This window comes from Gammaproteobacteria bacterium (assembly GCA_035501935.1).
Taxonomy (GTDB): Bacteria; Pseudomonadota; Gammaproteobacteria; order JAJPIJ01; family JAJPIJ01; genus JAJPIJ01.
In genome coordinates, this window is the sequence record DATJVC010000033.1 from 82915 (window position 1) to 96636 (window position 13722).

Consider the following 13722-nt stretch of genomic DNA (forward strand, 5'->3'; position numbering starts at 1 on the left):
TCCCCGGCGGTTTCCAGCTTTACCCGGTAATTCGCCTGTAGTAGATTTCCCGATCCCCAGGGAGTCTTGAATTCAGATGGCGACTCAACGGCCAGATGCTGCACATCAGGAGAGTCGTTCATTATCCAACGCCGAGGAAAGCGCGCGGGTGGCCGCGCTGCGCAGTTATTGCATGCTCGACACCGGCCGGGAGGCCAGGTTCGATGATCTGACCGCGCTTGCGATCAGCATCTGTGAGGCGCCGGTTTCACTGGTCACGCTCGTGGACTCCGACCGGCTGTTTTTCAAATCCGCACAAGGGCTTGATGTCTGGGAAATGCCGCGGGGCGGTTTTTGCGATCACGCGATCCGGCAGCGCGACCTTTTTGTGGTGCCGGACGCGGTCGAGGACCAGCGTTTTTCGGAGCATCCGCTGGTGACCGGTCCTCTTCGGGTGCGATTTTATGCGGGCGTCCCGCTGATCACGCCACATGACCACGCCGTGGGTACGTTGTGCATCATTGATTTCGTACCGAGGAAACTGCAAACGAAACAGACCGAGGCGCTGCAATTGATTGCGCGGCAGGTCATGTCCCAGATGGAACTCAGCTTGTTGACCTTGCGGGATCCGCTGACCGGTCTTTACAACCGGCGGCAAATCGAGGAAACCCTCCATCGCGAGCTCCTGCGTGCCCGCCGCATCAAGACGTTCGTCGCCGTCATGGCGATCGACGTGGACTATTTCAAGCGCGTCAACGACACGCTCGGCCACGATGCCGGTGATGCGGTGCTGCGCTCCGTCGCGGACCAGCTCTCCGCCCGCGTGCGCGAGGAGGATGTCGCGTGCCGCGCCGGCGGCGAGGAGTTCGTCATCATACTTCCCGGTACGGACGAGGCGGTGTTGTACGCGCGCGCCGAGGCGGTGCGCCGCGCCATTGAGCAGGCGCATATTTCCGTGGGCGGCGACACCCTGCAGCTTACCGTATCGATCGGGATGGCCTGCTTCCCGGTGCACGGAGACACCGTCGTGGAAATACTGCGGGCCGCCGATACCGCGCTCTATCAGGCGAAGGCCGCGGGCCGCAACCGGATCATGATGTACGCGCTGGGCGGGGCGCACGGTTCCGCTCCCCGGCTGCTTGGCCGCTAGGCATCGGATTATTCCAATCCATGGGCGGTAAAACGTTTCGTCAACGGTTGCGCGCGGGAGAGCAGTTGTTCGGCACGCTCGTGAGCCTGCATTCGGCCGACGTCGCCGAACTGCTGTCCAAGGCGGGCTTTGATTGGCTGTTCATCGATACCGAGCACGGCGCCTTCGACCCGGCACAGGCGCAGGCACTGTTACAGGCGGTGGGTGATCGCTGCCCGTGCCTCATTCGCGTGCCGGCGGGGGAGGAGGTTTCCATCAAAAAGGCGCTGGACGTGGGCGCGGCCGGCGTCATCGTTCCGCAGGTCAACACCGCGCAGGACGCGGCGCGCGTCGTCAAACTCTGCAAATATCCGCCCGTGGGGACGCGCGGCGTCGGCATCGCCCGCGCTCACGGTTATGGTTACGGTTTCGCGGACTACATCGCCAGCGCCAACGAGGAGGTGGCCGTCGTGCTGCAAATCGAGCACATCGACGGCGTGAACAACATACGCGATATCATCCGCGTGGCGGACATCGACGCGGTCTTCATCGGGCCCTACGATCTCTCGGCCAGCATGGGCAGGACGGGGCAGGTGGACGATCCGGAGGTGCAAAAGGCCATCGCAACGGTCCGTGACGTGGCGCTGGCGGCGGGGCTGAAGCTCGGCATATTCGGCATCAGCGCCGCGGCGGTGAAGCCTTACGCCGCGCAGGGTTTCACACTGCTCACCGCCGGCTGCGACACGATCTTCCTCAGCAATGCCGCGCAACAGACGCTGGCCGTCTTGCGCGAATGATCGCCGCCGGGTTAAGCGGTAAAAAGTGAGTAGCGGCGCAAGGACAGGGCAAAATCCCGCAGTGCCTGTATGCCGGTGGCCTCCGCCTGGCGGCACCACTCCTGCAGGGCCGCGAGCAGCGCCTCGTGGCTCATGGTCTTCTCCGTCCACAGCGCCTGCAGGCGCAGCTTGAACTGATAGACCTCATCGAGCGCGCGGCTGTGGGCGAGCCCCAGGGCCATTCTGGCCCGCGTCTGCGCGTCCAGCCGGCTGCTGTCGCGCTTCAGCCACTTCTTGAGCGGCTTCAGCAGGGTCCGCGATTCGGCGGCGGCCCTGCGCAATTCCTCCCGGTATACGCGCGTCACCACATCACGGGCGTAGTGCGCCATGACGTGCAGGTGATTGGCCACCACCGCGTGCACGGTGTCCAGATCGATGCCGTTTTTGCCGGTCTTCTGCTTCGGCACCGGTGCGATTTTCTTCACCCGCGCCAGCCGCAGCGCCTGCAGGAGCCGGATGTAGCCCCAGCCCAGATCGAACTCCCAGCGCCGGGAGGAGAACTTGGCGGAACTCGCAAAGGCGTGATGGTTGTTGTGCAATTCCTCGCCGCCGATCAAGAATCCCCACGGGATGATATTCGTCGAAGTGTCGCCAAGCTCGAAATTGCGGTAGCCCCAGTAATGGCCGATGCCATTGATGACGCCGGCGGCGAAGAAGGGGATCCACATCATCTGCACCGCCCAGATCGTCAGGCCCGGCGCGCCGAAGAGGGCGACATCGATAAGCAGCATCAGCGTGATGCCGGCGCCGGGATGGGCGGCGTAAATCCGCCGCTCAAGCCAGTCTTCCGGCGTATTGTGGCCGTACCTGGCGACCAGCTGCCGGTCATCGGCGGCGGCGCGGTAGAGTTCGGCGCCCCGCCACAGCACCCTTCGTATTCCCAGGACCAGCGGACTGTGCGGGTCTTCCGCCGTTTCGACGCGGGCGTGGTGCTTGCGGTGCACCGCCACCCACTGTTTCGTCACCATGCCGGTGGTCAGCCACAGCCAGAAGCGGAAGAAATGCGCCACCAGCGGGTGCAGGTCCAGCGCCCGATGGGTCTGGTGGCGGTGCAGATACAGGGTGACGGCGGCGATGGTGATATGCGTGAACCCCAGCGCCACCAGCACGTAAGCCCACCACGGCAATTCAATCAGTCCGGCCAATTTCAGGTCTCCCATGACTCAGCGCTCATGCTAATGGATGGTCATCAGGGCGTTCAATAGCCGCATGGAACGCGTCATCAGGCGCAGAGCTGCTGGAATTGCTTGCGGAATTCCAGCGGCGCGGCGATGTTGGCGAAGGATTCCCGCGTGCCGCCGGTGCCGATCACGGTGATGGTCCCGTAATCCAGGATTCTTCCGAGGATGCCCTGATCGACGTTCACGGACTCGACCTTGGAGAGGTTCAGTTCCAGCGTCCGACGCGATATGAGGCCCTGCTTGATGACGATGCGCTTGTCGGTGATGACGAATTCACTCGTCACCTTGTCGATCAGCGGCGCGATGAAGAGCGTGAAAATCGCGCGCAGGGAGACGAACGTGATCCAGTGCAGCCTTGCTTCGTAGACGACGTGCTCGTCCTTGATGAGATTGCTGTTGACGTAGTTGCCCATGTGTCAATCCGTCAGAAGATGACGATGGCTCCCAGCCCCGCCAGGAAAATTCCGCCGGTGGCGATCAGCATGGGCAGCCTCAACGCGGGCGCGCCCAGCGTGGCCGCCATCCCGCATTTGGTCAGGGTGTTGCTGAGCGCCGCGATGACGATGGCGTGAATGGCCACGTCCGCGTCGCCGGTCTTGGCGTACTCGGACATCGACAGGGTGATCGCGTCGACGTCCGTAAGCCCGGCCAGCGCCGCCACGATGTAGATGCCCTTGCCGGAATAATTGAGTTGCACGATTTTCATCACCAGCAGGACCAGCGCAAAAAAGGCGGCGAATTTGGATGCCTCGGTCAGGCTGAAGGGGTTTTTCAGCGGCAGATCCCCGGTGCTGGAGATTTCGCGCTGCATGGCATTGCGGCGGCGGTAGAAAATCCAGGCGATGCCGCCCGCCGTGCAGCCCATGGCAATGCACGGAACCAGCAGGTCGGCCACCAGCGCCCGGTTGACCACCAACACCATGGCGATGATGCGGCCGAACATGATGCACCAGGCGATCAGGATGCCGCAGATCAGCGCCAGCGCCGCGCCGCTTCGCCTGTCCTCGCGGCTTTGGCGCGCGAAGGAAAGCGTGACGGCGGTCGACGACACCAGCCCGCCGGTGAGACCCGTGAGCATGGTCCCCCTGCCGGCGCCCAGCCAGCGCGTGGCCACGTAGCCGACCAGCGACAGGCTCGAGATCAACAGCACCAGCAGCCACAGGGAGTAGGGATTGAGCGCCTGCCATGGATCAATCGGATGGTTCGGCAGCAACGGCAGGATGATGAAGGTGGCGATCATGAGGCGCAAGCCGGCGAAGACGTCATCCCAGCCGAGCTTGTCGAGAAAGCTGTGCAGCGGATGCTTGTAGGCGAGCACCGCCGCGGTGATAACCGCAAGCCCAATGGCCAGATCACGGTAGCCGAAGGTGACCATCGCGCCGAGCAGGCAGACGGCGATGGCGGCGATCTCGGTGGTCAATCCCAGCGATTTGGGCTGGACGCGCGCGCCGAGCACGTAGGCGGACAGTATGCACGCGGCTACCGTGACGAGCGCCGCCACCAGCAGCCACGGCATGAGCAAAATGCGCGACAGCCAGCCCGCCACGGCGCCGACCTCCGCGACCAGGATGAACGTGCGCAAGCCGCTGCCGGCGATGTCCTGCTCCTCGTTCTTGCGTTTTTCCCGCTCGATGCCGATGAGCGCGCCGATGAGCAACGCCGTGCCGAAATCCTCGACCGCGGTCAGATCCAGAGCCTGCTGCATGACCTGATATTAGCAGACAAACCGCGGCCGGCCCGCTGTCGTCATTGACCGCAATCAATTGACGCTGTGAAACCGGGTTCGTATATTAGCCATCGGTAACAGGTGCCCGATGGAGCCATTCCACCGGGTGAAACGGGAAGTCCGGTGCGTTGAAACAGCACACAACCATGCCGGCGCTGCCCCCGCAACGGTAGGCGAAAAACGCGGATCAAACGACCACTGCGCTTCAGGCGCGGGAAGGCGATCCGCCGAACCTTGAGACAAGGTTCATTCGCGAGCCCGGAGACCGGCCTGTGCCACAACCATTCCGTCACGGCGGGCGACGCGAGGGTGGCGCAGGTTCTCATCTTCCGCCGCCTTTACCCCCCTCAGTGCCGGTCGACATACATTTGATTTTCAGTGCGGTGGGCACTGCGGGGAGGAGTCATGTTGCAGCGGTCCGAGGCGTTGCTTTTTTGCGCGTTTGTGTTTTTGCCCGCCGCCAGCCGGGCGGAAGAACCGGAGAGTCTGGCGCCGGTGGTGGTCTCCGCCACGCGTTCCTCGGAATACAGCGTCACGACACCGGCGAACATCTGCATCATCGACCGCACGGAGATCGAAACCAGCGGCGTAACCAATCTCGCCGACCTGCTGCGCGGCCACGCCGGCATACAGATTTCCGATCTGTTCGGCGACGGCAGCCGTCCCACCGTCAGCATGCGCGGCTTCGGCGGCAACGCGCAGGCCAACACGCTGATCCTTGTCGATGGCCGCCGGCTCAACAACGCCGACCTCGGCAATCCCGATCTCAATACCATCCCGCTGGAGGACATCGAGCGCATAGAGATCGTCGAGGGCAGCGGCGGCACGTTGTTCGGCGATCAGGCGGTGGCGGGCGTCATCAACATCATCACCCGCGCGCCGCGGAAACTGCGCGCGCGCGCCGCGGTACAGGCGGGCAGCTACGATCACCACGATGAGTCCATAATGGTGGAGGACCGGCACGACAACGGCATCGGCTATCGTTTCTCCGGCGTCAAACGCGACAACGACAACTATCGCCGGAGCAACGACTCGGATTTCGACAGCCTGAGCGGCAAGCTGGACTATCGCGGCGCGCAAGGCGGCGCGTTCCTCGAGTACCAGTCCATTTTCGAGAACCTGCAAACCCCGGGCGCGCTGTTTCTCGATCAAATCGCCGTGGATCGTAAACAACCCTTGAATCCCGGAGACTTCATCAAGACCCGCACCGACGCGGCCCGCGCGGGCTTCAACTTCGACCTGGCCCATGGCTGGGAGGCGCAGGCCGAGTTGACCAACCGCTACAGCGGCGCCAGCGGCGTGCTCAGCGTGGGTGGTGTCGGCGGGCCGGTACTCACCAAGCGCCATCATCAGGAATTCACGCCCCGGATTTATCACCGCTGGGACACGGGCGACGGCGAGGCGTTGCTGACGATCGGCGCCGATGTTTACGCCACGCGCTTTTTTCTCAATTCCATTCTGGGAACGATCGACGACAAACAGAACCAATATTCCGGTTATGCGCGGCTCATCTACCCGTTGAACCGGGATCTGTCGCTGACCGTGGGCCACCGGCAGGCGCGTGTGACCAATGACATCACCGGCGCGCTGCTGCCGCCGCACACCGGGATCGACGATGACGGCGGCGCTAGCGAGCTCGGCCTGTCTTATCAATACTCACCGGCGCTGCGGCTGTTCGGGCGGGTGGAGACCAATTACCGCTTCGTGCTGGCCGATGAATACACCAGCGCCAGCTTCGGCGGTGAAATCCCAACCGCACAGAAGGGCCGCTCGGCGGAATTCGGCGGCGCCTGGGAGGGACGGGCGGTGGCGGCCAGCGTGACCGGCTACGTGCTCGATCTCAAAAATGAAATTGATTTTGACCCGGTCAAGTTCATCAACACCAACATCGGCGGCACCCGGCGTGTCGGCGTGATCGCCGAGGCGCGCTACACGCCGTATGCGCCGCTGACTTTTTCGATGCATTACGGCTTCGTCGATGCCGGGATCACCGACGGGCCGTCGGCGGGACTGGACGTTCCCTTCGTCGCCGCCCATACCGGCTCGGTGGGCGCGGAGTATCGCTTGCCGCACAACTTCACCGCCTATCTCGACGTCTATGGGATCAGCGACCGCACCGCGGTCGGCGATTTTGCCGGCACCCTGCCGGGGGCGCCCGGTTACGTGATCGGCAATTTCAATCTGGGCTGGCGGTGGCGGGGACTGGAGGTCAACATGCGCATCAACAACCTGCTGGACAAGGATTATTCCGACAATGCCCAGACCGGTTTCCGCGCGCCGCTGTTCATTACCGAAACCGCGCGCTTCCCGTCGCCCGGAAGGAATTTTCTGGTTACGGTAGGCTATACCTACGACTAGCAGGTTTGGACATGGGCAACAGATTATCCAAAATCACCACCCGCACCGGCGATGACGGCGCCACCGGCCTTGCCGATGGATCGCGTGTTTCCAAGACCGATCCGCGGATTGTCGCCATTGGTGAAGTCGATGAGTTGAACTGCTGGTTGGGACTGTTGCTCGCCGAGACGCTGCCGGAATCGTTGCGCAAACACCTTGCGGAGGTCCAGCATGAGTTGTTTGATCTGGGCGGGGGGGTGTCGTTGCCGGGCGCAAGCATGATCGGCGCCGCCCAGGTGGCACGGCTGGAGGCGGCGAGCGCGGAGTTGAACGCCACGCTGCCGCCGCTGAAGGAATTCACATTGCCGGGCGGCAGCCGCGCGGCGGCCATCTGTCATCTGGCGCGCGCCGTGTGCCGGCGGGCGGAACGCGCGGTATGCGCCCTGCATGTCCGTCAACCGTTGGCCGACCAGACCATGATTTACCTGAACCGGTTGTCGGACCTGTTGTTCAACGCCGCCCGCATCCTGGCGCGGGCGGAGGGCGCGGAAAAATTATGGCGCAACCCGCGTCGGGTCTAGCCTGCTAAAATGGAACGAATGAGGAGAGCCACCATGCGCAACAAAACGCTCGTACTCGTGCTCACATGGATCGGACTGGCCGCCCTGGCGCGCCTGCTGCCGCACCCGCCCAACGTCACCCCGGTGGCGGCGATGGCGCTCTTCGCCGGCTGTTACCTGGCGGATCGGCGCTGGGCCTGCGCCGTGCCCTTGCTGGCGATGCTGCTGACCGACGTCGTGCTCGGTTTCCACAGCACCCAGCCTTACGTCTATGCGGCCTTCCTGCTGATGGTTGGGCTGGGGAGATGGCTGTCCCGGCATTACGCGACGGGCAACATCGTGCTCGCCAGCCTGTCGGGGTCGCTGCTTTTTTTCGCGCTCACCAATTACGGCGTGTGGGCGACGCAGAACATGTATCCGCACACGGCGGCGGGGCTTGTACTTTGCTACATCGCCGCGTTGCCGTTCTTCCACTACACCGCGCTGGGGGATTTGTTCTACAGCGCGCTTTTGTTCGGCACGGCGGCATTGCTGCTGCGGCCGCGCGCAGTAAACGCGGCGCAATCCATCTGACGGGTGGATGCACAACGTTGCGAGAGGAGCAACGGCGCAGATGACCCTCGCGGTAGTTTTGCATCAGCCGCCGGCGTTTATTTTTTAATCAACTCCAGGATCTTGTCGCTGCGCTTGATGTCGAGGCGGCCGAGAAAGGTATTGCCCAGCAACGGCTCCGCCGGACTGTCGCCGTCGATCACGATGGCCTGCACGTCGTTCAGCGCGATATCGCCGACGGTGACCTTTTTCAACGTGACCCCGTAGGCCTTGACGATTCCGGAGGCGGTGCGGGCGGTGCCCGATTTGCCGTCCACCCTGTAGTCGATGCCCAGGCGTTTGGCGGTCTCCCGGTTCATCGCCAGCGTCGTGGCGCCGGTGTCCACCAGGAACTTCACGCTATAGCCGTTGATGGTGCCATCGGCGAGATACATGCCCTGCGCATCCGGCCCAATCTGCACTATCGTCCCTTCGGGCGGCGCCATGGCCGCGATGCTGGTGCTGGCGCCGACCTGATAGGTGGTCTGCCTGCCCGCGATCTCGATCACCGCCTCCTTGCTGTTGGCGCTGATGAGCTTGATGCCGTCGGCGCGCGTCTCGCCCACCTTGAGGACCTGCGGCCTGCCGTCAATCTCCACGACCGCCTTGTCCTTGAACAGGCCGACGACATCGATCTTGTCGACGGCCGCCGCCGGCAGGGCGGTGATCAGCAAAAAAATGACGGCTACTTGACGCATGTCAAACCCACCAGACCGATAATGTTGCATTTTGAGACGGTTTGACCGCTGATTCCAGCGAAAAATTTGCCGCGGACTTGCGGTCCCATATCCGGATTGAGACTATAATAATCGAGCAACATCATACGCATTGAAGAATCCATATCATTCACCTGGGAGGCATTGCAGCATGCATCCGGGCCATACGGTTCCTCACGACCCGGAACGGGCAAACCGCCAACTCAACCGGGCCTGGGAGCAATTCATAGGCAGCGGCCGGATCCGCGGCGAATCCCCGCCGCGCCCGGTCATCCTGGAAAGCTGGGAGCGTTCACGGCAGCGGGGCATCGACCCGGTCGCCGAACGCGCGCCCACGCGCATCACGCTGGAGGAAATCGAGGAGATCCTTGCGACCCAGACGCTGGGACGCGCGGGTGGCGAGGTGTTGCAGACCTACGCGCAGATGATTCACGCCTCCGGCCACGTCATCGTGCTGGCCGACGCGCAGGGCCGCATCCTGCACAGCGTCGGCGATCGCGACACGCGCGATCACCTGGAGCGCATCAATTTCCGCCCTGGCGGCCTGTGGTCGGAGGACATCGTCGGCCCCAACGGCATCGGCACGCCGTTGTGGCTGGGACGTCCGGAAGTGGTGTTCGGTTCCGAGCATTACTGCCGCGGCTGGCAGCCGTGGGTGTGCTACGGCAGCCCGGTGCGCGATCCCGCCGGCGGCACGGTGCTCGGCGCCGTGGACATCACCGGCCCCGCGCGCCACGCGCACATCGAGACCATGGCGCTGACCGTCGCCATTGCGCAGGCGGTCGAGCACAAACTGCAGCAGGGGTCCTGGCGCGATCGCGAAATCCTGCGCACCCGTTATCGCGCGCTGGAACGGCGCTGGCCGGCGGACGGTCTGCTGCTGCTCGACAGGAACGGCGGCGTGCTGGAAATGAATCAACAGGCCGCCCGCCAGATGGGATGGGAGGCGGCGGCGATCATGAACCGCGCGCTGGACCTCCTCAATCCGCAGCTGTGGGACATCGTGCGTTCTCTTTGCCACGGCCGGCAGGGCGACGATCTGGAAGTCGCCTGCTTTCTTGAGAACGGCAGCGGCGCCCTGCGCCTGCACGTGGAGCCCGCGTACCACGACCGTCGGCTTTTGGGTTACGTGCTGGTGTTCATGGAAAAGATGTTCGCCCGGCACAAGCCGTCAACACCGGACGAATCCGCGCCGCCGGCCCGGCGCCCCCTGCGGCTGCGGGAACTGGAGGATGAGATCATCCGCCAGGCGCTGGCCGCCGCGGACGGTTCCATCACCCTGGCCGCGAAGCGGCTGGGCGTGAATCGCAGTACCATTTACCGCCGCATCAAGCAGCGGTACACGGCGGACGATGACAATGAGTGAAGACAAGCGTTACCCCGTGCCGCCGGAATTCAAGGCGCGCGCCTACATCAACCGCGAGCAGTACGAGCAGATGTACGCCCGCTCGCTCAAGGATCCGGAAGGCTTCTGGGGCGAGCAGGCGGAGGAATTCCTGACCTGGACGCGGCGCTGGAACAAGGTCTGCGACTGGTCCTTCGTGGACGACGTGCACGTCCGCTGGTTCGAGGGCGCGCAGCTCAACGTCGCCTACAACTGCCTCGATCGTCATCTCGCCAGGCGCGGCAATCAGACCGCCATCATCTGGGAGGGCGACGACCCCAAGGTCCAGAAGCGCATCACCTACCGCGAACTGCACGCCGAGGTCGGCAAATTCGCCAACGTGCTGAAGTCGCTGGGCGTCAGGGCCGGCGATCGCGTGTCGATCTACCTGCCCATGATCCCCGAGGCGGCCGTGGCCATGCTGGCCTGCGCCCGCATCGGTGCCATCCACTCCGTCGTCTTCGGCGGTTTCTCCCCCGGCGCGCTGGAGAGCCGCATCCTCGACTCCGATTGCAAGCTGCTGGTCACCGCCGATGAGGGGCTGCGCGGCGGCAAAAAGGTGCCGCTCAAGGCCAACGCCGACACGGCGCTGGCCAACTGTCCAAACGTGCGCAACGTGGTGGTCGTGCGCCGCACCGGCGGCATGGCGCCGTGGACGCCAGGGCGCGACGTCTGGTATCACGAGGCGATGGCCGCCGCGGCCGCCGACTGCCCGGCGCAGCCCATGGACGCGGAGGCGCCGCTCTTCATCCTCTACACCTCCGGCTCCACCGGCAAGCCCAAGGGCGTGCTGCACGCCTGCGGCGGCTATCTGCTGTTCGCCGCCATGACGCACAAATACGTCTTCGATTATCACGACGGCGACATCCACTGGTGCACCGCCGACGTCGGCTGGGTGACCGGCCACTCCTATATTCTTTACGGGCCGCTCGCCAACGGCGCCACCACGCTGATGTTCGAGGGCATCCCCACCTGGCCGGACGCCGGCCGCTTCTGGCAGGTGATCGACAAGCACAAGGTCACCATCTTCTACACCGCGCCGACCGCGATCCGCTCGCTGATGGCGCAGGGCGACGAGTTCGTCACCCGCACCAGCCGCAAGTCGCTGCGCATCCTCGCCTCCGTGGGCGAGCCGATCAACTCGGAGGCCTGGGAGTGGTACCACCGCGTCGTCGGCGAGCACCGCTGCCCGATCATGGACACCTGGTGGCAGACCGAGACCGGCGGCCATCTCATCACACCGCTGCCCGGCGCGACCGAACTGAAGCCCGGCTCGGCGACGCTGCCGTTCTTCGGCATCGAGCCCGCCATCGTCGACAACAAGGGCGTGGAATTGCAGGGCGCGGCGGAGGGCAATCTCTGCATGAAGCGCTCCTGGCCCGGCCAGATGCGCACCGTCTACGGCAACCACCAGCGCTTCGTCGATACCTACTTCAAGATGTACCACGGCTACTATTTCACCGGCGACGGCGCGCGCCGCGACAAGGACGGCTACTACTGGATCACCGGCCGCGTCGACGACGTCATGAAGATCTCCGGCCACCTGATCGGCACCGCCGAGGTGGAAAGCGCGCTCGATCTGCACCCGGCGGTGGCGGAGTCCGCCGTGGTCGGCTACCCGCACGAGATCAAGGGGCAGGGCATCTACGCCTACGTGACGCTCAAGGTCGGCATGCGGCAGACCGACGACCTGAAGAAGGAACTGGTGCAGCACGTGCGCAAGACCGTCGGCCCCATCGCCACGCCGGACGTCATCCAGTGGGCGCCGGGCCTGCCCAAGACCCGCTCCGGCAAGATCATGCGCCGCATCCTGCGCAAGGTCGCGTCCAACGAGCTCGACAACCTGGGCGACACCAGCACGCTCGCCGATCCGGCGGTGGTCGATGATCTGATCACCAACCGCGCGCACAAATAGCCGCCCTGCATGATCGTCATCCTCAAGCCCGACACGGACAAGAAGGGCGCGGCCTACCGGCGGCTCAGCGACTACCTCGCGCACCTGCCCAATATAACGTCCCGCATCCACGAGGAAGTGGGCACCCAGCAGACGCTGACGGAGATCTACCTCGTCGGCGACACCAGCACGCTCGACCAGAAGGAAATCGAGGCCTTCGAGGTCGTCGATCGCGTCGTGCGCGTGTCGCGCGAATACCGCGTGCTCGGCCGCCACAAGGACGACACCCGCGCCGGCGGCTTCGAATACAACGGCGTCACCTTCAGCCAGGACAACTTCCACGTCTTCGCCGGCCTGTGCGCGGTCAGCACGCGCGAGCACGTCGAGCAGATGTGCAGGGCGCTGCAGGCCCACGACCATGTGTGCACGCGCATGGGCGCCTACAAGCCGCGCACCAACCCCTACGCCTTCCAGGGCCACGGCAAAAACTGCCTGCCGTACGTGTTCGAGCTGGCGGGCAAGTACGGCATCAAGGTCGTGGCGATGGAGATCACCCACGACGCCCACATCGCCGAGATCGGCGAGGCGCTGGAGCGCGCCGGCAACCCGACCGGCGTCATGCTGCAGATCGGCACGCGCAACACGCAGAACTTCGAGCTGCTGAAGAGCGCCGGCCGCCAGCGCCGGTTCCCCATCCTGCTCAAGCGCGGCTTCGGCATCACGCTGGAGGAATCGCTGAATGCGGCGGAATATCTGGCGAGCGAGGGCAACCACAACGTCATCTTCTGCCTGCGCGGCATGAAGACCAACATGGGCGACCCGCACCGCAACCTGGTCGACTTCGCCCACGTGCCGGTGGTGAAGCGGCTCACGCACATGCCGGTGTGCATCGACCCCTCGCACTCCGTCGGCAGCCGCGCCGTCGCGCCGGACGGCATCCCCGATCTGTTCCATGTCACCGCGCAGGGCGTCATCGCCGGCGCCAACATGGTGCTGATCGATTTCCACCCCGATCCGGCCAGGGCGCTGGTCGATGGCCCGCAGGCACTGACCCTGGAAGAACTGCCGTGGTTTCTGGAAGACGTGAAGCTCGCCCGCGACACCTACGAACGCCGCCGCAAGCTCGCCGCCAAAAATTAATAATTAGATGGTGTTCAGCAGCTTGCGCAAACGCACAGCAGTCTGTTCGCGATCCAGACGCGAAGCGCCAACATCCAGCATCAAAGTTTCCCAGTCGTCGCTGTCAGACGTGGGTTCCACGCCATTGAAGCGAAGAAACAGGATCGCCGACATCATGGCTGTGCGCTTGTTGCCATCGATGAAAGCGTGATTGCGGCAAACGTAAAACAGATAGGCGGCTGCTACTTCGATTAGATCGGCATATACCGA

The 13722-nt window shown here is 64.2% G+C and carries 13 protein-coding genes and 1 riboswitch; of the genes, 8 read left to right on the plus strand and 5 right to left on the minus strand.

What is annotated here, in order from left to right; translation table 11 throughout:
• Positions 1-76: 76 nt before the first annotated feature.
• A complete protein-coding gene (locus VMH34_09105) occupies positions 77-1129 on the plus strand; it encodes a sensor domain-containing diguanylate cyclase (GenBank protein HTT08930.1) in 1053 nt (350 codons plus the stop codon).
• 20 nt (positions 1130-1149) lie between these two features.
• Positions 1150-1905: an aldolase/citrate lyase family protein gene (locus tag VMH34_09110; protein HTT08931.1), complete on the plus strand. Its 756-nt coding sequence runs from the start codon at positions 1150-1152 to the stop codon at positions 1903-1905.
• Between the two features lie 11 nt (positions 1906-1916).
• Here the strand turns inward: VMH34_09110 and VMH34_09115 are convergent, their stop codons facing one another.
• From VMH34_09115 to VMH34_09125, 3 genes are all read right to left on the minus strand, one after another.
• On the minus strand, positions 1917-3104 hold the full coding sequence (locus VMH34_09115; protein HTT08932.1) for a fatty acid desaturase: 1188 nt from the start codon (positions 3102-3104) through the stop codon (positions 1917-1919).
• A 62-nt stretch (positions 3105-3166) separates the two neighbouring features.
• Positions 3167-3538 carry a PH domain-containing protein gene (locus VMH34_09120; protein HTT08933.1) on the minus strand — a complete coding sequence of 124 codons (372 nt, stop codon included), beginning with the start codon at positions 3536-3538 and terminating at the stop codon, positions 3167-3169.
• 11 nt (positions 3539-3549) lie between these two features.
• Positions 3550-4830 carry an MgtC/SapB family protein gene (locus tag VMH34_09125; GenBank protein HTT08934.1) on the minus strand — a complete coding sequence of 427 codons (1281 nt, stop codon included), beginning with the start codon at positions 4828-4830 and terminating at the stop codon, positions 3550-3552.
• 83 nt (positions 4831-4913) lie between these two features.
• Positions 4914-5140, plus strand: a riboswitch (cobalamin riboswitch).
• A 116-nt stretch (positions 5141-5256) separates the two neighbouring features.
• On the opposite strand from VMH34_09125, the gene VMH34_09130 reads away from it, so the two are divergent.
• The 3 genes from VMH34_09130 to VMH34_09140 are packed head-to-tail and all read left to right on the plus strand — an operon-like array spanning position 5257 to position 8321.
• Complete coding sequence (locus VMH34_09130; GenBank protein ID HTT08935.1) at positions 5257-7209, plus strand: TonB-dependent receptor; 1953 nt, start codon at positions 5257-5259, stop codon at positions 7207-7209.
• A gap of 11 nt (positions 7210-7220) precedes the next feature.
• The gene (locus VMH34_09135; GenBank protein HTT08936.1) at positions 7221-7769 is read left to right on the plus strand and encodes a cob(I)yrinic acid a,c-diamide adenosyltransferase; all 549 of its coding nucleotides are present in this window, start codon (positions 7221-7223) and stop codon (positions 7767-7769) included.
• A 33-nt stretch (positions 7770-7802) separates the two neighbouring features.
• Positions 7803-8321 carry a DUF6580 family putative transport protein gene (locus VMH34_09140; GenBank protein HTT08937.1) on the plus strand — a complete coding sequence of 173 codons (519 nt, stop codon included), beginning with the start codon at positions 7803-7805 and terminating at the stop codon, positions 8319-8321.
• A 77-nt stretch (positions 8322-8398) separates the two neighbouring features.
• Here VMH34_09140 and VMH34_09145 read toward each other — a convergent pair whose 3' ends face one another.
• A complete protein-coding gene (locus VMH34_09145) occupies positions 8399-9037 on the minus strand; it encodes a TIGR02281 family clan AA aspartic protease (GenBank protein HTT08938.1) in 639 nt (212 codons plus the stop codon).
• Between the two features lie 169 nt (positions 9038-9206).
• Between VMH34_09145 and VMH34_09150 the strand changes: the two genes are divergently transcribed.
• Genes VMH34_09150 through VMH34_09160 form a run of 3 tightly spaced genes read left to right on the plus strand, consistent with a single transcriptional unit; the run spans position 9207 to position 13473 of the window.
• Positions 9207-10421 carry a helix-turn-helix domain-containing protein gene (locus VMH34_09150; GenBank protein HTT08939.1) on the plus strand — a complete coding sequence of 405 codons (1215 nt, stop codon included), beginning with the start codon at positions 9207-9209 and terminating at the stop codon, positions 10419-10421.
• Positions 10414-12354 (plus strand): acetate--CoA ligase, encoded by a 1941-nt coding sequence (gene acs / locus VMH34_09155; GenBank protein HTT08940.1) that lies wholly within the window; start codon positions 10414-10416, stop codon positions 12352-12354. Before VMH34_09150 ends, acs begins: the two co-directional genes overlap by 8 nt.
• A gap of 9 nt (positions 12355-12363) precedes the next feature.
• The gene (locus VMH34_09160; GenBank protein HTT08941.1) at positions 12364-13473 is read left to right on the plus strand and encodes a 3-deoxy-7-phosphoheptulonate synthase; all 1110 of its coding nucleotides are present in this window, start codon (positions 12364-12366) and stop codon (positions 13471-13473) included.
• 3 nt (positions 13474-13476) lie between these two features.
• Here VMH34_09160 and VMH34_09165 read toward each other — a convergent pair.
• Positions 13477-13722, minus strand: a 246-nt coding sequence (locus tag VMH34_09165; GenBank protein HTT08942.1) for a type II toxin-antitoxin system death-on-curing family toxin, incomplete at its 5' end; no start/stop codon positions are given.